Annotated in this window: 23 protein-coding genes and 3 pseudogenes; 18 read left to right on the top strand and 8 right to left on the bottom strand. The window is 58.2% G+C overall.

The window, feature by feature from the left end:
* Window positions 1-5: 5 nt before the first annotated feature.
* Together IG616_RS14030 and IG616_RS14025 are read right to left on the bottom strand one after the other, a co-directional pair.
* The gene (locus IG616_RS14030) at window positions 6-509 is read right to left on the bottom strand and encodes a DUF3237 family protein (protein ID WP_192148785.1); all 504 of its coding nucleotides are present in this window, start codon (window positions 507-509) and stop codon (window positions 6-8) included.
* 26 nt (window positions 510-535) lie between these two features.
* Window positions 536-1,570, bottom strand: coding sequence for a LacI family DNA-binding transcriptional regulator (locus tag IG616_RS14025; protein ID WP_192148784.1), 1,035 nt, complete (start codon window positions 1,568-1,570; stop codon window positions 536-538).
* A gap of 217 nt (window positions 1,571-1,787) precedes the next feature.
* Here IG616_RS14025 and IG616_RS23135 point away from each other — a divergent pair.
* Window positions 1,788-2,033, top strand: a pseudogene (locus IG616_RS23135) (dihydroxy-acid dehydratase domain-containing protein); the annotation flags it as partial.
* Window positions 2,034-2,340: 307 nt separating this feature from the next.
* Window positions 2,341-2,475 carry a hypothetical protein gene (locus IG616_RS23285; protein ID WP_281393090.1) on the top strand — a complete coding sequence of 45 codons (135 nt, stop codon included), beginning with the start codon at window positions 2,341-2,343 and terminating at the stop codon, window positions 2,473-2,475.
* 212 nt (window positions 2,476-2,687) lie between these two features.
* On the opposite strand, the gene IG616_RS14015 is transcribed toward IG616_RS23285, so the two are convergent.
* The gene (locus tag IG616_RS14015) at window positions 2,688-3,602 is read right to left on the bottom strand and encodes a LysR family transcriptional regulator (RefSeq protein WP_192148782.1); all 915 of its coding nucleotides are present in this window, start codon (window positions 3,600-3,602) and stop codon (window positions 2,688-2,690) included.
* 122 nt (window positions 3,603-3,724) lie between these two features.
* On the opposite strand from IG616_RS14015, the gene IG616_RS14010 reads away from it, so the two are divergent.
* The 7 genes and pseudogenes from IG616_RS14010 to IG616_RS13980 all read left to right on the top strand — a co-directional run.
* Window positions 3,725-4,711, top strand: a complete 987-nt coding sequence (locus tag IG616_RS14010; protein WP_192148781.1) for a Bug family tripartite tricarboxylate transporter substrate binding protein — start codon at window positions 3,725-3,727, stop codon at window positions 4,709-4,711.
* 82 nt (window positions 4,712-4,793) lie between these two features.
* Window positions 4,794-5,633 (top strand): MBL fold metallo-hydrolase, encoded by an 840-nt coding sequence (locus IG616_RS14005; protein ID WP_192148780.1) that lies wholly within the window; start codon window positions 4,794-4,796, stop codon window positions 5,631-5,633.
* Entirely contained in the window at window positions 5,630-6,547 is a 918-nt protein-coding gene (locus IG616_RS14000; RefSeq protein WP_192148779.1) for an alpha/beta hydrolase, read from the top strand. Before IG616_RS14005 ends, IG616_RS14000 begins: the two co-directional genes overlap by 4 nt.
* Window positions 6,548-6,580: 33 nt before the next feature.
* A complete protein-coding gene (locus IG616_RS13995; protein ID WP_192148778.1) occupies window positions 6,581-7,537 on the top strand; it encodes a Bug family tripartite tricarboxylate transporter substrate binding protein in 957 nt (318 codons plus the stop codon).
* A 45-nt stretch (window positions 7,538-7,582) separates the two neighbouring features.
* Complete coding sequence (locus IG616_RS13990) at window positions 7,583-8,032, top strand: tripartite tricarboxylate transporter TctB family protein (RefSeq protein WP_192148777.1); 450 nt, start codon at window positions 7,583-7,585, stop codon at window positions 8,030-8,032.
* Window positions 8,033-8,042: 10 nt separating this feature from the next.
* Window positions 8,043-9,530, top strand: coding sequence for a tripartite tricarboxylate transporter permease (locus tag IG616_RS13985; RefSeq protein ID WP_192148776.1), 1,488 nt, complete (start codon window positions 8,043-8,045; stop codon window positions 9,528-9,530).
* Between the two features lie 44 nt (window positions 9,531-9,574).
* Window positions 9,575-9,820: pseudogene (locus tag IG616_RS13980) on the top strand (DDE-type integrase/transposase/recombinase); the annotation flags it as partial.
* Between the two features lie 520 nt (window positions 9,821-10,340).
* Here the strand turns inward: IG616_RS13980 and IG616_RS23130 are convergent.
* Together IG616_RS23130 and IG616_RS13970 are read right to left on the bottom strand one after the other, a co-directional pair.
* Window positions 10,341-11,306, bottom strand: a complete 966-nt coding sequence (locus IG616_RS23130; protein WP_246476232.1) for an alpha/beta hydrolase family protein — start codon at window positions 11,304-11,306, stop codon at window positions 10,341-10,343.
* A 127-nt stretch (window positions 11,307-11,433) separates the two neighbouring features.
* Window positions 11,434-12,315 (bottom strand): NAD(P)H-binding protein, encoded by an 882-nt coding sequence (locus tag IG616_RS13970; RefSeq protein ID WP_192148775.1) that lies wholly within the window; start codon window positions 12,313-12,315, stop codon window positions 11,434-11,436.
* Window positions 12,316-12,419: 104 nt separating this feature from the next.
* Here IG616_RS13970 and IG616_RS13965 point away from each other — a divergent pair, with 104 nt between their 5' ends.
* Entirely contained in the window at window positions 12,420-13,337 is a 918-nt protein-coding gene (locus IG616_RS13965) for an AraC family transcriptional regulator (protein ID WP_192148774.1), read from the top strand.
* An 83-nt stretch (window positions 13,338-13,420) separates the two neighbouring features.
* Here IG616_RS13965 and IG616_RS13960 read toward each other — a convergent pair whose 3' ends face one another.
* Complete coding sequence (locus IG616_RS13960; RefSeq protein WP_192148773.1) at window positions 13,421-14,164, bottom strand: SDR family NAD(P)-dependent oxidoreductase; 744 nt, start codon at window positions 14,162-14,164, stop codon at window positions 13,421-13,423.
* A gap of 90 nt (window positions 14,165-14,254) precedes the next feature.
* On the opposite strand from IG616_RS13960, the gene IG616_RS13955 reads away from it, so the two are divergent.
* On the top strand, window positions 14,255-14,848 hold the full coding sequence (locus IG616_RS13955) for a TetR/AcrR family transcriptional regulator (protein WP_192148772.1): 594 nt from the start codon (window positions 14,255-14,257) through the stop codon (window positions 14,846-14,848).
* Between the two features lie 629 nt (window positions 14,849-15,477).
* Here IG616_RS13955 and IG616_RS23440 read toward each other — a convergent pair.
* Both IG616_RS23440 and IG616_RS13950 read right to left on the bottom strand, forming a co-directional pair.
* A pseudogene (locus IG616_RS23440) lies at window positions 15,478-15,692 on the bottom strand (IS6 family transposase); the annotation flags it as partial.
* 863 nt (window positions 15,693-16,555) lie between these two features.
* Window positions 16,556-17,389, bottom strand: a complete 834-nt coding sequence (locus IG616_RS13950) for a helix-turn-helix transcriptional regulator (RefSeq protein ID WP_192148771.1) — start codon at window positions 17,387-17,389, stop codon at window positions 16,556-16,558.
* 95 nt (window positions 17,390-17,484) lie between these two features.
* On the opposite strand from IG616_RS13950, the gene IG616_RS13945 reads away from it, so the two are divergent.
* The 7 genes from IG616_RS13945 to IG616_RS13915 all read left to right on the top strand — a co-directional run bounded on the left by IG616_RS13945 (window position 17,485) and on the right by IG616_RS13915 (window position 23,451).
* On the top strand, window positions 17,485-17,862 hold the full coding sequence (locus IG616_RS13945; RefSeq protein WP_192148770.1) for a VOC family protein: 378 nt from the start codon (window positions 17,485-17,487) through the stop codon (window positions 17,860-17,862).
* A 42-nt stretch (window positions 17,863-17,904) separates the two neighbouring features.
* Window positions 17,905-18,309 carry an SRPBCC family protein gene (locus IG616_RS13940; RefSeq protein ID WP_192148769.1) on the top strand — a complete coding sequence of 135 codons (405 nt, stop codon included), beginning with the start codon at window positions 17,905-17,907 and terminating at the stop codon, window positions 18,307-18,309.
* Window positions 18,310-18,807: 498 nt separating this feature from the next.
* Window positions 18,808-20,046, top strand: coding sequence for a plasmid partitioning protein RepA (gene repA, locus IG616_RS13935; protein ID WP_192148768.1), 1,239 nt, complete (start codon window positions 18,808-18,810; stop codon window positions 20,044-20,046).
* A complete protein-coding gene (gene repB / locus IG616_RS13930) occupies window positions 20,046-21,059 on the top strand; it encodes a plasmid partitioning protein RepB (protein ID WP_216863326.1) in 1,014 nt (337 codons plus the stop codon). Before repA ends, repB begins: the two co-directional genes overlap by 1 nt.
* Before the next feature lie 370 nt (window positions 21,060-21,429).
* Window positions 21,430-22,701 carry a plasmid replication protein RepC gene (gene repC / locus IG616_RS13925; protein WP_192148767.1) on the top strand — a complete coding sequence of 424 codons (1,272 nt, stop codon included), beginning with the start codon at window positions 21,430-21,432 and terminating at the stop codon, window positions 22,699-22,701.
* Window positions 22,702-22,792: 91 nt separating this feature from the next.
* Window positions 22,793-23,041, top strand: coding sequence for a type II toxin-antitoxin system VapB family antitoxin (locus tag IG616_RS13920; protein WP_192148766.1), 249 nt, complete (start codon window positions 22,793-22,795; stop codon window positions 23,039-23,041).
* Window positions 23,038-23,451: a type II toxin-antitoxin system VapC family toxin gene (locus IG616_RS13915; protein WP_192148765.1), complete on the top strand. Its 414-nt coding sequence runs from the start codon at window positions 23,038-23,040 to the stop codon at window positions 23,449-23,451. The genes IG616_RS13920 and IG616_RS13915 overlap by 4 nt, the downstream gene beginning before the upstream one ends.
* Window positions 23,452-23,479 lie beyond the last annotated feature (28 nt).

Below are 23,479 nucleotides of genomic sequence, written 5' to 3'. Positions count from 1 at the left end.
CCCGCTCAAGTGTCCACCGGCGTTTGACAGGCGAGCCATCCCCGGATGATGACGGCTGGGCGCGTCGGGCGCGTGCTTTGCAATGTTCCGATTATCAGACGGCGATTGAGCCAGGACCATCGCCCTTCCGGTGCGGTCACGTGAATCCGGGAGATCGCGTAGCGTGGCCCCGCCACCTGCTCGTCAACGACAACACAGTTCCGAATAGTCAGGACGGTCTGGTCGGCCACACGCATCTCGTAAAGTGCATCGAGCTCCTTGGCACCGTCCGCGCGCAGTGTCTGCCTGTCCGCCCCGCCCGGCTCGATCGAACCGTGGAAATCCTCGCGAGCCGCGCCCATTCCCACTCCGCCGCGAAAGGCCCCGCCCAAAATGGGTACAATGCCCCGGGCGCCGAACGGGCCCGTTCCCAGATCCCGTCTCTCGCCAATGTCGACCAGAGCCTCCCACAACAGCGACGTTTCCAGTGTTCCGGCAGGGAAATCATTCAGGATGTCCAGGTTATGCACTTTCTCGTTCCCAAACAGCGTCCGCCTTAGGCCGAAGCTCGGCGGATCAGGGTGAAACCCACATCGATTACATCGCGGGGCGGCGTCTCTCCGCCGATCCGGGCTAGGAGGGCTTGCGCCGCTATGCGCCCCATGGCATCGCGATTGACGCGGATCGTGGTCAAACCGGGCTCCACCGTTTCGGCCAGCTCCTGGTCACCGAAGCCGACAACCGCTAGATCGGTTGGCACGGCAATACCTCGCGCCGCCGCCTCTATCAGCACCCCCTGCGCAAGGACATCCGAACTGCAGGCCACAAGCCCTCCCGAAAACCCGCGCCGGTCCAATAGTTCAGCGAGCATGGCCCGGCCGGCCGCAATGCTCCCATAGCTGGCGGTGACGACCGGAATGTTGCAGCCGCTCAACTCTCGAAACCTGCTGGCAAAGGCGCCGAGGCGACGCTGGGCGCGTTCATCGCCCGCGCTTATCCCGGCTCCTTTCGTGTAGCCGGCCTCCCGCGCGAATTCCGCAACGGCGCGGCCTGACGCCGCATGAGAAAAGCCAACGCAAAGGTCGATCGGCGTCTCGGTCATGTCCCAGGTCTCGACGACGGGTATCGATGCACCGATGAGCATCCGCCGTGTGCGAGCAGCATGATGCACGCCCGTCAGCCAAATGGCATCGGGACGGCGCGAAAGGTGAGCCTCAACGACGGCCGCCTCTTCATCGGGGTCGAGGCCGGTTTCAGAAAGCAGGATCTGATAGCCGCGGCTCTTCAGTTCGCTGCTGAAAGGCGCCAGCATGCTGGCATATATAATATTCGTGATCGACGGCACGAGCGCCGACACCATCATGCTCTTGCGTGAGACGAGCGCGCCTGCCAGCGCGTTCGGAACGAAGCCCGTGACGGCGATGGCATCACGGATACGCGCCATGGTTTGCGGCGAGACCTTCGATGGGTCGGATAGCGCGCGGGAGACGGTAACCTGGCTGACACCGGCAATCCGGCCAACCGCTTCCATGGTTACGCCGCGCTGGTTGCGCTTACGGCCGGCTCCGCTGGGATCGTCGCTCTGGGTCATGCATTCATTCGTTAGCCTAAGCGCCGAGGAATGCAACCCCGACGTTATGGATGCGCATCCATAAATTTCTTCTTCCCACCAAAATCGGCGTGAAGGAATAAGAGAATTCGCCTCAAATTTATGATTTTCTGGCTAAAAATCTAAGATAACAGCGCCTAGGGCAAGTTGACAGGTTTTTATGTATGCGCATACATAGTTGCGAGCGAGGAGTATCCAAATGACACCAAAAGCCTGCAAGCCGCCTTCGCAGTTGCGCTCGTCCCGATGGTTTGCGCCCAACGATCTGAGCAGCTTCGGACATCGCTCGCGGATGATGCTATTGGGCTATTCCAAGGCCGCTTCCCGGCGCAAGCCCGTGATCGGCATCCTGAATACTTGGTCCGAGTTGAACTCCTGCCACGCGCACTTCCGCGAACGCCCGCAGGACGTTAAGCGCGGCGTGTTGGCTGCGGGCGGTTTGCCAACGATGCTATACTTGCGCAATGACAGCATAGGCAAGGAGGCCATCGCCAGCCTATGCGCCCTTCCCAGCGTCAAGGGCGTGAAGTGGGCCACACCCAATCCGATGAAACTCGCAGAGGCGAAGGCTGCCTGCGACCCCTCCAATACCTGGGTCGGCGGACTAGCCGAAGTCTGGGCACCGGCATGAAAAGCTTCGAGGCTTTCGTGCTGGGGGATGTGACCAGCGGCGCGGACGGGATCAGCCATTACCCTGCTACCAAAGAGGAGAACGTCACCAAATACAAAGCGTGACGCGAAAGAACCGGTCGGTGAGCCGTCACCCGGTCCTCGTCCTGCCAGAGGCGATGGCGCGGGCCTCGGACGCGAGTCTCGCCACGGTTCTTGACGGCTCCGCGACCCAGGACATCGCCGTCGCGGAAGCTGCATTGGCGACCCACGATTAATAGCTCATCTTAACCGACGGTATAGCGGTTGCTTATCGCTGCCGCCGCGACCGGCTGCGCAATTTGCGGGGCGTTTGGGAGGTCTCTGGATCGACCTGCAAGCTGCGGTGCCCACCTCTTCGACATCTTTGGCGAAGACTGGCCCAAGAATTACGATTTGCGCGAAGAGGCCTTCGCCCCACCCGGCAGGACAGCATGGATCCGCGTTACCTTCAATCCTGGCGCAAAGCTTCGAACGCCTTCGCCAGAAGCCGCACGGACGATGTCGCCGTGTCGGCCCGCCAATAGAATCCAACAGGTTCCAGCGGCCAGTTCACATCGAAGGGCAGCTCCACCAGATTGCCATCGGTCAGCCGCGGCAGCACCGCGCTGCGCGGGACGAGCGCTACCATCGTCCCCTCCCGCAGCATCGCCCAGATAAGCTCCGGAATTCTGGAAATCACGTGCGTTTCGCGGATGTCGTCCCAACCGAGGCGTTCGCGCAAATCGTCCAAAGCATGACGGGCGATGCTGGCAACATGGTTCTGAAGCCAGACGCAGCGCCGCAACTCCTCGGCGTTGATGCTGCTCTTGCCCGCCAGCGGATGACCTGGACCGGCGACAATTACAGCTGCATCGGGGCAGCATTCCACGAACACCCATCCTTCCGTCACCACGCGCTGCCTCCGGCACAGGATGATATCGCTTTCGTCTTCGTTGAAGGACGCATGAAGCGCTTGCCCGACCACGCTCTCGACCTGCAATCGCAAGTTCGGGTGGATCCTCAACAAGGTTGGCAGCGCGCGGTCCAACAAGGCGCCTACACCCGCAATAGTGGCCGCGATACGGACTGGGCCCGAGTCGCGGCGCATGCGCGTCGCTACCGCCGCCGCTCCTTCTTCCATGGCCACCAGAACACGCCGCGCCACCGGTAACAACTCTTGCGCCACCGGCGTGGGATCGACGCCACGCGAATGACGCAGAAACAAAGTGACTTCAAGGAGTTGCTCGAGTTCCGCCACAAGTTGCGTCATGGCGGGCTGTGTCATGCCCATTGCCTGCGCAGCACGGGTCATCGACCGGAGATCGTCCAACATCACCAGCGCCTGCATATGGCGCAACCGCGACCGTGTGGTCAGGCGTGTCAAAAGGGTCTGCGCGTTAGGAGCCACTATAAGTATCCCTTATATCTGCCATCGATTACCAATTTCCGAAAAACGGCATGTGTCAATACTCTTGGCGGCAGAGGAGAGTTCTGGGAGGAACAAAAATGACTAATTATCCTATTCTGTCACGTCGCGCGCTTCTGGCGCTTGGCACTGGCGCGGCGATGATGGCCGCGGTGCCCGCTTTCGCGAATGGCTGGCCAGATGGAGCCGTGCAGCTGGTCGTCCCGGCCCGGTCCGGCGGCGGCACGGATGCGGCGGCGCGGATCATCGCCGCGGCGCTGCAGAAAAAGCTGGGCCAGCCCTTCGTCGTGGTCAACAACCCCGGCGGCGGCGGCGTGGTCGCTGCGGAAACCGTGCGCACCGCCGCTCCCGACGGTCAAACCCTGCTGTTTTTCCATTCCGGTATCCTCGCGATGCACCATACCGGCGCACTTGAAGCTAATCCACTCAAGGACTTCACGACGGCCGCGGCCCTGGCCGTCGGCAGCACATATGCCCTGGCGGTGGCAGCGGACTCCCCGTGGAAGAATGTCGCCGACCTCGTCGCCGCGGCGAAGGAAAAGCCGAATTCGATCTCGCTGGGCATACAGACCGGCGGCACCACGCATTTCATGGCCGGGCTTCTGATGATGGATTCCGGGGCGGAGTTTCGGGTCGTCGATGCTGGAGGAGACGCTGACAAATTGGTTCAGCTGCAGGGTCATCAGATCGACGCGGCGTTGATCAATACCGCAGGCACACTGCAATACGTGCAATCAGGTGCGCTGCGTATTCTCGGCACCATCGGCGGCGAGCCCGCGCGCGATCCATCAACACCGGATGTCCCGTCCATTGCCGAGCATGGTTATGAGAATGTGTTGTACGGCCTCGATTTCCTGATCATGGGCCCGGTCGGCATGGATGCGGACAAGACGCAGGCGATTTACGACGCCTTTGCCTCCATTATGGCCGAGCCGGATATAAAGACACAGCTTGAAACCATGCACATGCCGCTCAGCATCGTGCCTGCCGACCAAACACGCTCGAGACTGGAGGCCGCTGACACACGCGTGGCCACGACCGCGAAACTGCTCGGCCTGACGAACTGATCACCGCCTTCCACGAAAACGCGCTGTCGGGTGGCATGCCGCCTGACAGCCGGCCCGTAGCCAAAGCCCCGGAATAATGCCAATGACCCATCGTCCCTTGCCACCCCTTCCCAAGGACCCACAGGATTGCCTGAAGCAAGGCTGCGAGCGCCCCTGGGAAGTTGCAGTCGATCCTTTCCCGGTTGCCCCACGCACGTGGTATGTCGGCAACAACTGGGTCGGAGCCTATCTGCTGCAATCGACCGAGGGGTTGATCCTGATCGACACCACGATGCAGCCCCAAGTCTATCTCGTGTTCGAGTCGATCCGCAAACTTGGCTTCGATATCAGCGATCTGAAGCTGATCCTGATTTCTCATATGCACTATGATCATCTGGGCGGCGTGCGTCCGCTCGTCGAGGCTTCAGGCGCGAAGGTGATGATGAGCCGTGAGGATTGGCAATTCCTTTGCGACCGGCCCGACCAGCTTTTGAACGACGGCTATCCATGGGGATCGTTCGAACCGGACGCATTCTATTCCGACAACCAGCCCGTCATCTTCGGCGACCGGGTGATCCGTACCGTGCTGACGCCGGGCCACACGCCGGGCACCACGAGCTTTTTCTTTGAGGTCGAGCAAGACGGGACGAGCCTTCAAGTGGGCATGCATGGCGGCATCGGTCTCATAACGGTCACCGACGAGTGGCTGTCGGAGCACAATCTGCCGTTTTCGCTTCAACAGGACTTCCACGATTCCCTCATGCGGCTGAGGCACATGAAGGTAGACATCACCCTCGGTTCACATCCCGCCCAAGTCGGCATGATGGACCGTGTCAATGCTATCACGGAGGATCACAACCCATTCGTTGATCCAGCTGTCTGGCCCCGCCTCATGGATGAGCGCATCGCGGGTATTCGAAAGCTACTGGACAAATCAGCATGAGCACCGCCCTGCCCGAGTTCACGCTCTCACCCGAGGAACGGCTGGAGCTGGCCACCCAGCTGCGCGGAACGAATCTCGTAGAGACCCGCCTCACGCCGGAGCTGGAAGCAGATCTCGATCTCTGTGTCGCGGAAGAACGCTTTATCCCCACCCGTGTCGGTGACACGCGCGTGGTTATCGTCACACCCAAGACGCCGGCCTTCAGTCCACGCCCCCTATTTCTCAACATCCATGGGGGAGGTTTTGTCCGTGGCTATCAGCATCGCGACACGGTTTTCTGCGCCTATCTCGCTACCCGTCTCAATGCGGTCGTCGTCGATCTCGACTACCGGCTCGCGCCGGAGCACCCCTTTCCTACCGCCTTGCACGAAAGCTACGATATCGCCCGCTGGGCCGTGGAGAATGCCGCCTCGCTGGGGGCCGATCCGGCTCGGTTCGTCGTTGGTGGACATTCAGCGGGCGGTAATTTGACGGCAGCGATCTGTCTTATGGCACGTGAAAGCAGCGAGTTGCGCCCGCTGGGCCAACTCATGAGCTATCCGTTTCTCGACGGCGTCACGCCAGCCGAAGACAAACTTGAGCCACACTCGATCTTCCCAGCTTCGCGGCTGCGCTCATTCAACGTCTGCTACGCGGGGGTCGAGGAAAACCTGTCGAACCCGCTTCTGTCGCCATTGCTGGCGTCGGATGAAGCGCTGAGAGGTTTGCCGCCCGCTCTGATCATTACCGCGGGCCTCGACCCTCTACGCTTTGAGGCGCAAAAATACGCCTCCCGCCTGATCGCACAGGGCAACGACGTGACCGTTCGACAATACGCCGACGCCGATCACGGCTTTCTCATCGCCTGCCAGTCCCGTTTTTCGGAAGCCCGCACGGAGATTGTCCGCTGGCTGAGCGCGCTCTACGGCAGCTGACCCGTTATTGTTCAGCAAGGAGGAGGAGAACCAATGACCGCTATAAAAACCCTCGCCGCCGCCCTGGCGGTGACCCTCGTCACCGTCTCCGGTGCGCAGGCTGCCGACTGGCCGAATGGCCCTATTCAACTGATCATCCCGTCCCGCCCGGGTGGCGGTACCGATGTCATGGGCCGCATCTTTGCCGACTATCTTCAGCGCAAGACCGGTGCGGCCGTTGCGGTAATCAACCAGCCCGAAGGTGGCGGCGTCGTGGCGCAGGAAACGGTTCGCATGGCGGAGCCGAATGGCCAAACCTTGCTTTTTCAGCACACCGGCATCCTGGTCGGCATCCAGACCGGCCGTTACAATCACGCCCTCGACGAATTCAGCGTACTCGGGATCGCGCAGTCTTATCCGCCGCAGGTCTTTGCCGTAGCTCCGGACGCGCCATGGAAGAACATGCGGGAATTCATTGAAGACGCGCGCGCCCATCCGGGCAAATACACCGTCGGAGTTTCGATGGGCCAGACCACGCATTTCATCGCCGGCACCATAATGATGAATGAAAACGTGGAATTGCGGCTTGTCGAGGCCTCGGCCGAGGTTGACAAGGTAGCAGGTATACAAGGCGGGCACATCACTCTGGGCAATCTGGGCGCGGCCTCCGCCAGGCAATTTGAGACGGCCGGCGACATGCGTGTGCTGTGCATGGTCGATCCGAGTCCAGATCCTGACTATCCCGATTTCAAGACCTGCATCGATCAGGGCGTGAATATTTCGTGGATCGCTCCACTTTTGGTGCTGGGGCCGACGGGGATCGATCCCGAGATCTCGATGGAGATTAATGAGGCGGTTCAAGGAATGGGTGAGGACGAGCAGGTCACGAAGGCTCTGACAGCCGCCGACAGCAGTTTCAAGCCCTATTCGCTTCAAGAGGCCGATCAGCTCGTGAAGAACGAAGATGAGAAAATAGCATCTCTCGCTAAACATCTCGGTCTTGCCAAATGACCTGCGGGTGCGCACGCGCACCCATTCATCCTTGGGAGATAAGCCATGAATACCGATCGTCCTCTCGGAGCGACACTCCTGGCGCTGGGTGCGGGCGGAATCGCGCTGGCATTGCAGCTGAGCGTGCGTACGTTCAATAACGACCCCGGCCCCAAACTGTTTCCGATCTTCGCCTGCGCAATTCTAGTGATCTGCGGACTGGGCCTGCTTCTGCAACCCGCGCGTGACGATCATCATTCTCCCCTGCGCAGAGAGGAGTTCTGGCGCGGTACCGGCATGGCGGCGCTTTTGTGCTTCTTCGCGGTGGCACTGTGGCTGGTGGGCTTTCACCTCGCCAGCTTGCTGGCGACATTCGGGCTCTACTGGATCATCGCGGGGCCTGAACGCCGGGTCTGGTGGTGTGGTGTGATCTATGCGGCGGGTGTCACGCTGGGTGTTCATCTTCTTTTTGCCACCGCCTTGGGTGCCTTCCTGCCTCGTGGCATTCTCTTCTGAGGTTTCCGCAATGATGGATTCGCTTATTGCCCTGTTCGAGCCGATCACCTTTCTGGTGATCCTGCTGTCGACTCTGCTGGGTATCATCCTTGGCGCCATTCCGGGTCTCTCCGGTGGGCTTGGAGTGGCGCTGCTCTTGCCCGTCACTTTCGGCCTGGACCCGCATGTTGGTTTGGCCATGCTGGTATCGATCTGGGTCGGCGGTGTGTCGGGCGGTATGATCGGGTCGATTCTGCTGGGCATTCCTGGTTCGCCCTCATCGATCGCGACCACTTTTGACGGCTATCCGATGACCCGCAATGGACAGGCGGTGAAAGCCCTCGGCGCGGCAATCATCGCGAGCTTCATCGGCACCGCGTTCTCGATCCTGATTGCCATGGCTCTATCACCCGTCATGGCGCGGCTCGCCCTGCGGCTTGGCCCCTGGGAGTATTTCTCTTTGGGTTTCTGTGCGATCGCACTGGTGGCCGCGCTGTCGCGGGGCTCGATTTACCAAGGAATGGCTGCTGCTGCGCTGGGGCTGCTTCTATCCTGCGTGGGCTTCGCCCCGATCGACGGCAATGCCCGTTTCACCTTCGGTTCGATTTATCTTTCCGGAGGCATCGATCTGGTGGCGCTCATGCTCGGCCTTTTTGCCCTGAAACAGATCGTGCAGGATCACGCCCGTGGCGAACAGCAGATACCGGAAGTCGACGTCAAGGATATCAGGGGCTTTGGTGTCAGTTTGCGCGAATTTACTGACAACGCCTGGAACATCACCCGGTCCTTCATGATCGGACTGTGGATCGGCTTTCTGCCCGGCATGGGGGCGGCGCTGTCCAATATGGTCGCCTATGCCCAGGCCAAATCCGCCTCCAGGCATCCTGAAAAATTCGGCAAGGGTTGTGTGGATGGGGTATTCGCGTCGGAAACTTCAAACAATGCTTCGGTGGGCGGTGCTCTGATCCCGATGGTTGCTTTGGGCATACCGGGGGATGGCACAACAGCCATTCTGCTCGGGGGATTGATGATCCACGGCATTCAGGCTGGCCCGCTTCTCTTCGCCAACAATCCCGATATTGTCTATTCGCTGTTCCTAACCGCTTTGATGGCGGCCGTGCTTGTTCTTATCATTCAGTATTTCGGCATGCGCCTGTTTCCGGCAATTCTGAAGATCCCGTACCACTATCTCTATCCGGTCATTGTGGTTCTTGGTTTTATTGGCGTGTTTGTCGGTTCGTCGACGGCATTCAACTACATACTGCTCCTCGGTTTCGCCGTTCTGGGGATCGTGATGGACCGGGTGAAACTGCCGATCGGGCCATTCATTCTCGCCTTCATTCTCGGTCCTATGCTGGAATTGAATCTTCGCCGCGGCATCACCTATACGGACGAGGGCATCCTGCCGTTCTTCACCCGTCCGATCTCGGCCTTGCTCCTTCTGGTGGCGCTGATCAGTATCGTTTGGCCCTATCTGTCACCATGGCTCAAGAGCCGGAACAAACCGGAGGCGGTCTAAAGCAGCGATTGAGTATCTGCTATCGGCCAAAAGCGAAAGGCTCGGTACACCATGTCACCAAGCATCTACATCGAAGGATCGAGAGCGGTTATTTTAGAGTGAAGAAGAACATGCCGGAGATCGGTGTCGGTGGCTTTCAATCATTCAAAACGGCGCGACGAATGATTGTCTGCTTCGAGGCGATGTTGCGGTTGCGGAAGGGTTTCGGCTTCACCAGCGATTGGAACGTCAAAGATCAGAATGATCTGCTCATGCGGCTCTTCGGACTACAAAAAGGTAACAGAGCTTAAACGCAGGGTGTACTTCGCCTCAACGCCTCAACGCCTCAACGCCTCAACGCCTCAACGCCTCAACGCCTCAACGCCTCAATCACCAGCTTCGCGCCCCTCCCCTCCAGACGGTATGAAGCGTTGTCTATTTCGAGAAAATGCCGGTAGCCCAGTCCATCCAATTCCCCGTTGCCAACGGACGCCGCTTCGCTGATTTCCAAGTTTTGTACGGCGTTTACGACCGCTTTGGTCGAAGGAGTGCGTTGGTAATGACACGCCATTTAGGCGCTGTCACGGTGTTTCACTGAGGCCGACTAAGCGCTTTCATTTGGCTCAGGCTGCTGGGCCGCCCGCAACCTTCCTCTGGCCATCGGATCAAGGTGGGTGGCGAGGGCGGAGCACTTCTGGTGCGAAGGGACCAGATGATTTCTGAATACTGGAAACCCTCGCTGCAAGCCCACCAATAGTGCTGAAGCCCTCATCATTCGTTCTCGTAGCAGTTGCACTTAACCAGAAGCCCTTGGCAAACAACAACAGCGGGTCAGGTCATATATCTGGCGAACCACTCTAGCATCGGCTCCGGGCGACGCTGAAACTCCAGATATCCGTCCCACCGGGCAGACGTGCCCTCGATCCAGTGAAGTTTCTTTTCCGCCGTCGCGATGCCATCGAAAATCGCCTGGACATCGTCGGGCGTCGTCATGGCATCGTCGCGCACCTGGTAGATGAATGTCGGCGTCTGAACTTTGTCGACCCAGCCGATCGGCGACATGTCGTCAAAGCCGACCGTCGTGATCAGCTTGCATTCCTGCTCGAAATCGTCGATCCGCTCGATGAGCCCTGCCAGAGTGAGCGAACGCGTCACCACCGAGCGGACGGAAAGCGGCTGGGCGGCGACCAGGCACCGGACGTCCGCGAACTGCTCCGGTTGGGTATGCATGGCGTAGAAGGTCGCATTGGCGCCGTTGCAACGGGAAAACAGGCCGATGGTCATATTCTTCGCCCGCTTGCGCGCATAGAGCAGCGAGCCGATCACGTCGCGCGCTTCAAATCGCCCCGCACTTGTGACACCGCCATTGGCGTCGCCGCTCTGGCCGAAATTGCGCTCGTCATAGGTCAGCACGTTATAGCCGGCATCATGCAAGATCCTGTAGTCCGGCACATAATTGACCTCGATCGTGTTCCCGGGATCGGCCCAGGCCCCCAGCGAGCGCCAGGGTTCGATATGCGTCGGGCATCCGTAGCGATTGAACCAGCGGGGGTGGTTGGCGATGATCAGCTTCGCCGAACCGGGACACGGAATGTACCATGCCTCCAGCGGCACGCCGTCCTCGGAGGCAAACGTCACATCCTCGAAGTCCAGTCCGTAGTCCGCCGGCGTTTTCAGAAGCGGGGCGCGGAACGAATAACCGAACCCCTTCGCCATGGTCTTCAACCTGTTGCGGATGTCGTCTTGCGACGGCGCGTTCGAAGGGGCCGCAGCCTGCTGTCGCGAAATCTGGTTCAATGTCATCTCCGATGTTTTGGGATCATATGTGATCGATCGCGCAATTGCCGCTCTGGCACGGCCCGGCCGGTCTTGCCGGGACGGCGGCTCGCGGTTCTGGCGTCACCGCCGACAGGAATACCGACCCTCAGGCGGCAAGCACCGCCGGTCGCAAGACCTCTTCGCACCACGTCCGGAACGTCGTCGGATTGTTGCTTCGATCCTCCGCCGGAACCAGATGATCCATCCCCTCTTTCTTCGCCACCATCATGTTGACCATGGCACTGGCCATGCCTTCCGAAGCGCCCCGCTTCAGCATCATGCCCCTGAGGTCTTCATCGGACATCTCGTGATAGGTGACCGGCTGGCCGAGCACCTCCGAGGCAATTGCCATCATCTCCCGGAAAGACAGGTCTTCCGGCCCGAGCATCGGGATTTCCGCAAACCCGTCCCATGTGGGATTCTTGAGCAAGTCGACCGCAACCGCCGCGACATCGCGGGTCGCGCAGGTCGGTTCGGCCTGGTCCTGCGGAAACGGCCAGTAGAATGCCTGCTGACTTTTGATCAGACCGGCCTGTCTTTTGACATTTTCCATCAGGGAGGCACACGCGAGCGCACGATAGCTGACGCCGGTCGCCGCGAGCATGTCGTCCATCTTCAGCGTCGCTGTCACGTGCCCGGCATTTTTCAGCCAGCCGCGCCCCAGGGCGGAGATGCTGACGACATGGGTGATGCGGCTTTGCTTCAAGGCTTCGCAGGCAGGGCGTGCGAAATCGACATAAGCGGCATCCGCCGAAGCGGCGCGCGGATCGGCCGGAACGAGCCAGAAGAGGCGATCCGCGCCATCAAAGGCCCGGTTCAACACAGTGCCGTCGCTGTGAGAACCTTCGACAATCTCTATCCTGCCCTGAACATCCGCCGGAAGGCGGCTACGGTCACGGGCAATGACGCGAATGGCTTCGCCGGCATCCAGCAGGCCATGCAAGACCTGGCTTCCGATATCGCCGGTTGGTGCTGTCACGACAATCATGGTTCATCCTCTTAAATCGTGGTGTTGGATTGACCGTAATGGGAAGCAGACGTACAAAACAGAGAATATGGTTCCGAAAACTATTGCGATCGTTCAATATGGTCATGGATGCTCTTTCTGACATTCTCTCGCTGGTCAGGGTTGGAAACCCGGTTTCACGCCAGTTGGTTGGCGGTGGCGCATGGCGCCTGGACTTTCCGGCCTATACCGGCCTCAAGTTCAATGCGGTCGTCGAGGGCGCGTGCTGGGTTCAGCTCGACGGCCAGGACGAGCCGATACGATGCGGGCCTGGCAGTTGCTTTCTGATGTCGCGCGGCACGCCGTTCAGGATGTGGAGCTGCCCCGATGCGGAACCACAGGACGCCGCCAAGGTGTATGGCGCCGCGACGGGTGAAGGCATTGCACGGATCAATGATGAAACCGGATTCAGCCTTTTCGGCAGCCGCTTCGTCTGCGAGGGGCCGAATGCGGACGTTCTGCTGTCGGCCTTGCCGGCGATCGCTTTCCTGACGGGCGAGCGCGATCGGTCAAAACTCGTCTTTCTGTTGCAGACGATCAGGGACGAGCTTCTGGAAGAGGAGCCGGGAAGCATCCTGGCAACGGAGCATCTCGCCCACATGATGCTGATACAGGCCTTAAGGCTCTATTTCCGTGATGCGCATCACGCGGAAGGCTGGCTGCCGGCTCTGGCGGACCGGAAGATCGGCAAGGCGATCAATCTGATGCATGCCGAACCGGCGCGAAAATGGACCCTGCAGGATCTCGCCAAAGCCGTCGGCATGTCGCGAACATCGTTTGCGGTTCGCTTCAAGGAAAAAGTCGGTGTCTCGGCCATCGACTATCTTCTGCGCTGGCGGATGAGCCTTGCGAAGGATTATCTTGCCTGCCGGAGCGCATCGATCACAACGATATCGAGCACTCTCGGATATGAATCCGAGAGTGCTTTCGGTGCGGCTTTCAAGCGCTCCGTCGGATGCTCGCCGCGCACCTATTCACGTTCGGTTGCACAGGCGAACATCTAGTCTGGCAAGCCTGGGGCTTCACCGGCCGGTGACTTGGCGGGCGCTTCAGCGTTTCGCGAGCCTCTCGTGATAGCGCAAGGGTGTCACACGGCCACGAAACCGCCGTCGACCAGTAACTCCTCGCCACCCACGAAGCTGCTTTCTTCCGACGCCAGAAACAGCACGGCCTTGGCAATCTCTTCGGTTTGGGCGAGCCTGCCGAATGGAATGGCTTGCTGCATCCATTCCTCAGCGCCGGCGTTGTTCTCAAAATATGTCTGCATTGCCGGTGTCAGCACCATGCCGGGTGAAACGACGTTCACACGAATGCCCCGGCTTTTCAGATCGGTCGTCCAGGTGCGTGCAAACGAGCGGATCGCGGCCTTTGTCGCGCTATAGATGGACAGGCTGGCAAAGCCCTTGCTGCCCGCCCCCGATCCGGTCAGTACGATAGCGCCGCCCGAGGACATCAGCGGCAGAGCCTTTTGGACTGTGAAGACCATGCCCTTGACGTTGATGCTAAAGACGCGGTCAAAATGGTCCTCTTCGATGCCGCCGATGGGGGCGGATTCGGACACCCCGGCATTGGCGAACACCACGTCCACGCGACCGTGATCGCGCTTGATCTGCGCATATAGCCTGTCGAGGTCGGCCAGATCGCTGACATCGCCTTGAACTCCAACGGCACCGCTACCGATTTCCTCGACCGCCTCTTCGAGGCGTTCTTGCCGGCGGCCCGTGATATAAACATGGGCACCCTCTGCTGCGAATGACTTGGCCGCCATTAAACCAATTCCATCCGTTCCGCCCGTTATCACCACGACCTTGTTTTGAAATCGTTTTGTCATGTCCGTTGCTCGCTTTTAGAAAGTGGAGGATTGCTCCATTTTCTATATGGAGGTATTCTCCACTTAGCAAGTCACGGAGAGGAATTTTCATTGACCGGTGAGACCCCATTGCGAGCCGACGCTCAGCGTAAACGGGTTCAAATCCTCGCCGCAGCCGAGGATGTCTTTCGCGAGCGTGGTGCGCGCGTCTCGTTGGACGAAGTCGCCAAGCGCGCCGGCGTGGGGATCGGGACGCTCTATCGACGGTTTCCGACGCGCGAAGACCTCTTGGCCGCGACATACAGCGCCAGGTTCGTAGCCTTTGCCGAGACGAGCCGTACCAGGTCGCCTCATCTCGACCCCTCGGACGCCTTGCGCTGCTACCTCGAAGAACTCATTCAATATTCGAATCTCTACCGGGGCTTTGCAGCATCGCTCGGGACGGTTCTGCAGATTGGCACGCCTGGATGCCGCGCGACCCTCGGGGAAGGTGCGCGCCTTCTGGATATTGCGCAGAAGGCCGGGGCTGTTCGACCTGATGTCATCTTCGATGACCTGATATGCGTCGCCACCGCAATCTCGCTCGCGACGGAGCAGGACAGCTCACCGCGGCCCCGCATCGTTCATTTGGTGAACGTCTTTCTGAACGGAATTGGCATGCAACCTAATCCAAACCCGCCTTCCCAGGCGCCCAATATGGCTTGACATGGCCCCGTGCGCGATTGCCGCCAAGCGCCCGAAAGTGTCTGGACAGGTTCTGGATCGAGGTGGATTTGCCAGTCAACTCGAGGTTTGCGCGTGTGTGCGCGCCTTCAGCAACGCCGGTATCTTTGCGTTCAACTCCGCAAAAATATGTCCGTTTCCTTCAATAACCGCGCATATATCGGCCTTATCAAGGTGCAGATGCCTCAGGACAGGCATCGTCCGGGCGGGAGATTGAAGCTCGAACAGCATCTCCATGGGCCTGTGCGGCGCATGGCGGGACCATACGGGAAGCGATGTCTACCTAATTTTGCGTAAGCGCACAGGGGAGCGTCCCGGATAATTTCATCCCTCCATTTGGGTTACAGCTTTCCACTCTACCATGGCTTTGAGGCGATGGATGAGAATGGGCATTGCTGATTTATTGTGGCGTGGTGGATTGAAATGCTGCGCCTGTCCGGATGACCGGAAGCTTTGCATGCCCTGTTCCCGCTTCCGTAAGGGAATACGCGGTTTTTTGCCCGGCTGTAGAGACCTTTGTGAGAACGATGCTCAATTCCGGGCATGACCTGCCGTTTTGCCGCACCATAGGAACCCAGTTTGCCCGTGATCATGCGCTTCGGCTTGATGCCCGGCCTCTTGCCGCGGAGCCGCGTGGAATATGCCGGTCCGAACTTTCGTCCCCGCCGGCGGATGTTTCGTAGGAAACGATAATCCCGCGCTCCTGCAACATTTCCTCAACAAGTCGCAGGTTCAGTGGAAACCGGTACTAGAGCCACACTGCACGAGCGATGACCTCGCGTGGAAACGGTGATGTTTGTGGCCGCAGGCAGACCTGTTCATGCAGCACCGGCCATACCCAAGCTGCTAAGGCACTGAATAACGTGACATCGCCAACAGCCTCGTTACCAGCGATGTGGCGCACCGGGCACTTTTCCAGATCGGCCGAAGGCGAACTCTGCTCTGGCTGTTCCGGTTCGGATACCCCTCCCCTCCCCTCTTTGGCTTTGTTGGATGCAACATCGGAACGGTACCGCCAGCCGCATCAAGGCGGAGGTATTTCCGAACATCAATTTGCTGCTGTTCGTTTGCGGCCGTTCTGCGTTGCAGGTGATAGTTAAGCAGCTTGGGTCGCGCACCCGGCACTTCGCTAGGTGGGGCGCCGCCGATACGGAGAGGTGGTATTCCCCCTGAGCACGGTTCTTCGAAGCGCATGCTAGAATACCAAGATTGGGTGGCTCCAGCGTTTCTGATGCGAATATAGCAACTGCTATGTCTTCTTGAATATTCACGCGCGTTCAGGCAACCATGCCCAAAACGGGCAATATAGCAATTGCTATATTGAAGAATGCGTCGGGTTGAAATGAGATCCAGCGCCAGTCCCGGCGCAAAACCAGAACCTTTGGCCAGGAAAAAGCAAGTGGCTGGGTTATTGAGGTGATCGGGAAGGGGCGGGAATAGGTAGTCGGCCCGCAGACCTCAGAGCGCCCAAGCCGACATTTGTCTAATATGAATCTGCGATAGCTTTCGGCCCCGAGCCGTCGTTTCTTGATTGTATCGTGAGCGACTGTTGTGAGACCCGGAAGCGGCAATCAATTCCGTTTGTCATCGGGACTGGATAACCTCTGGGTTGGCAAAGAGGGGTAATTGCTTAAAGGACGTAAGCCGAACCGCTCGCGGAGGTTCAGAAGAGATAGAATGAAATGCGGGTTAGCGACGGATATCATCTCGAAAGATGCCTGGTGCCACACCCATAAGTTTCCGGAATCTGCGGTTGAAGGTCGACAGGTCATTGAAACCGGCCTCCAGAGCGATCGAGGAAATGGAGTCATTGGAAGTACGGAGGCGAACCGCAGCGCGGTTCAGTCGGGTCCTCAGGATATACTGGTATGGTGGCATGCCCATGAGATTGCGGAACGTGCGCACAAAATGATAGCGGCTCATCCCTGCCTCTTGTGAAAGCGTGCTCAACGACAATTCGTCACCCTCCAATTCGTAGGCCGATTTCTCTATTCTGCGCACGGTTTCTGATATCCGGCGCTCATCGCGCGCACTGAACGAGCTTTTTGGACCGTCAAACCCAGCAGCCGTTCGCAAGACCGAGCCTGCAAGCTCGACTGCAACCTCTTCAAGTGCTGGCTTCCCCACCTCGCAGGCTGTCTCCACAGCAGTGGCGAGAGGGAGAAGGGAGGCATTCGGTGGTAGCGAAGGCACGTCGAAAACGGCCTTTCTCACACCAGGTACAGAGGCCACCACGTCTTCCCAGTAGTCCGGTGTGAAGTGAAAGGAGAGGCAGCGATCCCCAGTTCCATGCTCGTGGCCACATTCGAAACAGCGCCCATGGTTGCCGAGCAGAAAGGCTCCCGGCGCAAGCAGCGCTGAGCCCTGGGCCGAACGATAAACGAAGGTGCCGCTCATCACCGGAGCGATTGCCACAGTCCCATGTTGTTCTTCGAAAGGGGTGTCCTGGGGTCCGGCTGTGCAAATCAGATCTTGCACGCTCCATCCCGCTCCAACGGCCAGCAGTTTCGAATTCATCGTCATTGGCTCGCCTTTCGAGCGAAGAATAGCAATTTTTCCCAAGTCGCCAGAGCGAATAGCTTCTATTGCCCGGATACCCCGTTTTTGAGGAGTTTCCCATGATTGATCATATCTCAATCGGCGTTCGCGATCTTGTGCGGGCCAAGGTATTTTACGACGCAGCCCTGACACCACTTGGGTACCGTTGCATTGCCCAGAACGATGCTTCGCTCGGATACGGAGCCGAGACCGTTTCCTTCTGGGTGCTAGCGGCTGATGTTCCGGTTCCCGCAAATGATGCCTCAGGGCTTCACATTTGCTTTGCTTCTCCTTCGCAAAAGAGTGTCGACGCGTTCCATGCCGCAGCGCTTGAGCATGGGGGACGCGACAATGGCGTACCAGGCCTTCGGAAAGACTATGACGCCAACTATTATGCAGCCTTCGTACGCGATCCTGATGGCTATCGGATCGAGGCATATTGCGGATCCACTCTGTAACCGTGCAGCCGCCTTTGTAAAGACAGATACCAGGAGCAAGAAATGGCCACCATTCGGAAAGAAATTCAGACCTCGGCTCCGCCCGAAAAAGTCTGGGATGCGATCCGGGATATCGGCGCATTACACACCCGTCTCGTGCCCGGCTTTGTCACTGACACCCATCTCGAGCCGGGTGCACGCATTGTTACATTTGCAAATGATGTGACCGTCCGCGAACCGATTATCACGCTCGACGACGAAGCCAGACGCCTCGTATGGTCGGTCGAAGGACTGCAGTTCAGTCATTACAACGCCGCGGTTCAGATTTTCGAACAATCGGCCGCAACCGTTGTCGTTTGGATCGCGGATTTTCTCCCCGACGACACATCGGCGGAGCAAAATGCCGCGATGGAGGCCGGAATGTGCGTCATGAAGGCGACGCTGGACCGACTGTCTGACGAAGATTGACTTCGCTTATAGCAGGGATTTGTCGCCCCCGCCAAAGCTCAAGCTGAGTTTGTGTTGTGCCCTTCTGGCTCGAACGACACGAAAGACACGAATAACGGCCGATGTGCTGATTCTCACCTGCGCGATGGCAATGGCTCGGGAAACCCCGAGAGTTCGCCGGTTTCCTTGAAAGAACTTACAGGCTGGGCAACAGATATGGATGACTTTGGTTCGCGTTTCCAAAGTTTCCTGGCCGACTCTCTAATGTTGGTGCGAGTTTTCCCTAATGCTATGAAAGAACTTGAAGATTCCACTTTTATAAAGAATGTGAGTAAATTCAGTAGGTCTTTCAATAGTGTTTGCTCGCAGAAACTTTTTTGTGCTGCCGGGCAATTCCCCACCGTTGAGATATACCGTTAGGAATTCGTTAACTTAAAATGCCTTGCAGGTTTGGTTGGAATCCGGCATCCATGACGGAGTGATCTGTAGGAACGGGTCATAAACCGTCAGAGGGCATCAATGGCCGTTACCGAACAAATTTCCGGCGGACGTAATACGACCGCAAAGATCGAGAATTTCACGCACAGGCTGTCAGACCGTTTGCAGACTATGCGCGAGATGACCTATCCGCCGGAAGCGCGCAAGGTTTTCGGCCGGACGTTTTCAACGACTGATCTCGTGCGTCTTCTTGGTGTGCCCGAAAGTACGCTTCGAACCCTGACACTGGAGGGGAGGGGACCGCAGCCGCATCGTGCTGACAACAACCGGAGGATCTATTCGGTGGATCAGGTCTGGGAGCTGCGGAGTTTCCTTGCGGACCTGCGCCCCGACGATGCCTTGCGCCTGGTTCCGCATCGGCGGCCGGGCGAGAAGCTCCAGGTGATCGCCGCGGCGAATTTTAAGGGCGGTAGCTCCAAGACGACAACTTCCGTCCATCTGGCTCATTATCTCGCCTTGCAAGGCTATAGGGTGCTTTGCGTCGACCTGGATCCCCAGGCCTCTATGACGACAACGTTTGGCATCCAGCCGGACCGTGACCTTAGGTCGGGGGAGGGGGAAGACGAGCGCACGGACACCACCTATGATGCCCTGCGCTATGACAATTATCGCATCCCGTTTGCCGAGGTCATCCGCGAGACCTACTTCCCGGGGATACATCTTGCCTGCGGCAACCTGCGCCTCATGGACTTCGAATATGATACGCCGACGGCTTTGGCTGAGCGGCGGACCGATGAACTGGGGCTCTTCTTCCAGCGTCTCGACGCAGTCATCCGGTCAGTCGAAGATTATTACGACATCGTGGTTCTCGATACGCCGCCTTCGCTTGGCTACACCACGATGGCGGCGCTTTATGCAGCAACTGGCCTTATCATTACGGTGCATCCGGCGATGCTCGACGTCTCATCCTGTTCGCAATTCCTCAAAATGATTGCCGATGTGACGCATACCCTTTCCGATGGCGGTGCTGTCTTCGAACATGACTTCACAAAGTTCCTGCTAACTCGCGTAAACCCCAACGACGGTCCGCAGAAAATCATGTCTGGCACGATGCGGGATCTGTTTGGCACCGATGTCCTTGTCGCCGAAGCGATTGAGTCCACTGCGATTGCATCGGCCGGTGTTGCCAAGAAGAGCCTCTACGAAATCGAACCTGGTGAAGTTGGCCGCGAAACCCTGAAGCGGGCGCTTGAAAGTGCAGACCGAGTGAACGCGGAAATTCTCGACCTGATCAAGAAGGTCTGGGGCAGGGAGGTTTGATGGTGAAGAAATCAATCGTCAAAATGATGTCCGATGCCGCTGCTGCCGCAGCCGATGAAAAGAGCGGTGCCCCGGCGCCGGTGCCAAGCCAAAAGGCGACGACGGCTCCCGTGGTGAATTCAATGGGGCGCGCGCTGTCGCATATGCGTGAGGATAGCATCGTCTCGCTCGATCCTTCCAAAATCGATCCGAGCCCTTTCTCGGACCGGTTCGAGACCGATGAGGAAGCGGGCGAAGCTCTCGAGGAGTTGAAGCTCTCGCTTCAGGACGAAGGCCAGAAGATCCCTGTCCTTGTGCGACCACATCCAAGCGAAAGAGACCGCTACCAGCTGGCTTACGGGCATCGGCGTTTGTTGGCCATTCAGGCACTGATGGCCGAATCCGCTCGACCCGAGACATTCAAGGTCAAAGCCTATGTCCGCAAGTTGAGCGATGCAGAGTTGATCAAGGAGCAGTCCCTAGAAAACGGCGTACGCGAAAACCTAACCTTTGCCGAAATGGTTCTGTGGGCTGAACAGCTCCGCCAGGCTGGTCTCAAGCAACGCGAAATGCAGCCGGTACTCGGTCAGGTTCAGACCGTTATTTCAAATATGCGGAAGATTGCCGACAGCATCCCGCATGACATTATCCGTGCGATTGGCCGTGCAAAAAACGTAGGCCGGCCCGCCTGGCTTGACCTTGCGAAACACTTCGAAAATCCGGGGGCAGAGAAGCGCGTCCGGAAGCTTCTGGAAGGTGATGATTTCAAAGTTGCTTCGGCTCAGGAGAGAGTTTCAATGGCTGCGCGCGCAGCAAAGGGCCGGGACAAGAAAGCGGCGGCCTCTGAACCCTCTGTCGTTGAAATCGCTTCAAATGGAACAGTGTTCGCCAAGATGAAATCATCGGCGTCTTCGACGACGATTTTCATCCCGCGATCGGAGTCGGACTTCAGCCATTGGCTCGGTGAAAACCTGCCGGAGCTTTACCAGAGCTTCCAGCAACAGCGGAACAGTGGAGAGGGTCCGGACAACTAAACGACGCCTTACGGTGTCCAAGACACTCTTACCGGAACGGCAATTTACTGGGGAAGGCGATCAAGGCTGGCGCCATAATTGCTCTACAGCCGCTAGGTGAAATGCCGAAAGAGGAAGAAGGAGGAACTGCAGAAGAAATAGGATCAAAAAGAAAAGAGACCGAACGGCGGCAACCGATCGATCTCTCTAATCACGGTTCAGCAGGGAAAGCCCAAACAGGAACCTCAACACTTCTCTGTTTTAGGTGAATTCCGAATCACGCGCAAGATCCATCTTGTGTGAACAGCGGGTTTATGCCGATTTCCCATCGTTGAACCTCCCGAATTGATCGACGCCGTACCAAGCATGGCCACGGCGAACGGAGGTTGTTATGCCTACTGTTTCGAACGTCTCTTCCTTCCGAAAGATGACGCCAGGTATTCTTGCGTCTCAACGTTTGGCGATGTCGAACGACATCCCGGACATCGGAAAGCCGGAAGTCGCAATCGCTCTTAAGAGAGCTGCTCAACCGCTGGGGCTCACGTCCACGGCCTATCATGTGCTCGACATTCTGCTCGGACTGTCGAAGCCGGAGGACTGGAAAGGTGCAGCCCGGCCGGTTGTCGCGATCTCCAACGAAAAGCTGGCGTCCTATGTCGGACGAAGTGAGCGCACGGTTATCCGCGCCATCAAACAACTGGTCGAAGCACAGGTCCTGGCCTACAGGGACAGTTCGACGGGGCGCCGCTGGGTGCACCGGAATGGCCGCGGAGACATTACCTTCGCCTATGGCCTGGATTTCACGCCGGCGCGCATTCGCTATCACGAAATCAAGCGGCTGGCGGACGAATGGCAAGCCGAACTCAATGCCAGACGGGAAGCCAAACGCACGGTTACTCGGGTTTCCCGGGCAATTGTCGATATCCTTGACATCAATTCAGATCCGTCTCTGGCGGAGTTTCCGGGTCAGGTGGAAGCAATCCTGGCAAGTCACCGGGATGTTCAGGAAAAGGCCACATCCTTGTTGGATCTGTACGATCTTCTGATTGAAGCGGTTGCGGAGGCTCAGACAGACGAAAAAGCACCTGAAAACAATGATATGACAGGCGAGCATGACATTGGCGTCACCCAATTATTTAATACAAACTCACCAGACTCTTATTTTAATAATCGGACATCCGCTCACGCGGATGAAATTCAAATATTAACTGACGTCGCCTCCGGCTCCGAAATAGCTCCTGAAAAGGAGCAAGCGGAGCCGGGTAGGGCCCAAACTACGGCCAAAAGCCCGCAGAACCACCCAAGTGGAGCAGATTTCCAGAGAACAGCATCCCTGGATGCGGTTTCGATATCCTTACTGGAAAGCGCCTGTACGGCCGTTCAAAGCGATTTTGGGTTGTCACTCAGCAGCTGGCCGGAATTAATGTCGGCGGCTGAAGTCATGAGGGTGGGGATTGGCCTCAGTGAATCCGCCTACGCAAACGCCTGTAGCAGGCTAGGAAAGCAGGCTGCTGCGGCAATTCTGGCAGTGGTTGCCGAGAAGGCCCTGCGAGATCCAGAAAAAATCAGTTCGCCGGGCGGATATTTCCGGGCGTGCTGTGATCGGGCTGCGGAAGGAAAGCTGGCGCTGGCGAAGTCACTGTTCGGACTGGCCGCGAAATAAGCTCAGTCAGGCGAAAGTGATGGCTTGCCGTCAGCTGCCATCTTGATGGCAGAACTGCAGCTCGCTATATTTGGAACAAAGGAGATCCCTCGTGGCAGAACCTCAACTTTCCGTACGCAGTGCCAAGGCGCGGGACTTGGCTCATCGCCTTGCTCGCCGGGAACACCGTTCGATCGCTGATATCGTCGAGCGGGCACTTGAGGCATACGAGGTTAGGGAGGCCGGCAGGGAACCCGCTGCGGACTTTTACGCCCGAGTTTCAGAAAACTTTGGCACCGATATCGATCTTGAGGAGGTGATCCGCGAGAACCGTACGGTCCATCTGGGGCCGGAGCTTTGATTTTCCTGGACACCAATGTGATCTCGGAAACGCTGAAAAAGGCTCCTGAACCAGGAGTGATCGCGTGGCTCGTACGACATGATGCTGAATTGGTGTTGTCGACGGTTGTCATCGCCGAGATAGCGTTCGGCATACAGAAAATCCGTCCCGATGAGCGCGCTGATCGTCTCGAACAAGGGCTTTCGGACTGGCGGCGCAGATTTGCCGATCGGATCTTTGGACTGACGGAAGCAGCGGCACTAGCATATGGCGACGTCATGGGCGAGGCCTCCCGTGAGGGCAGCGGCATGTCAGCACCGGACGGAATGATTGCCGCAATCGCACGTATCAACGGTGGCCGCCTGGCCACGCGAAATCTGAACGACTTTCAGACGACTGGCCTTGAACTTATTTCTCCCTGGGAGTTTTAATTCGGTGATTAAGGCATCGCGCCAGGCT

The sequence above is a fragment of the Roseibium litorale genome (assembly GCF_014842915.1).
Classification (GTDB): Bacteria; Pseudomonadota; Alphaproteobacteria; order Rhizobiales; family Stappiaceae; genus Roseibium; species Roseibium litorale.
Note: the sequence above shows the minus strand (reverse complement) of the source record. Positions and strands in the feature narration are given on the sequence as shown.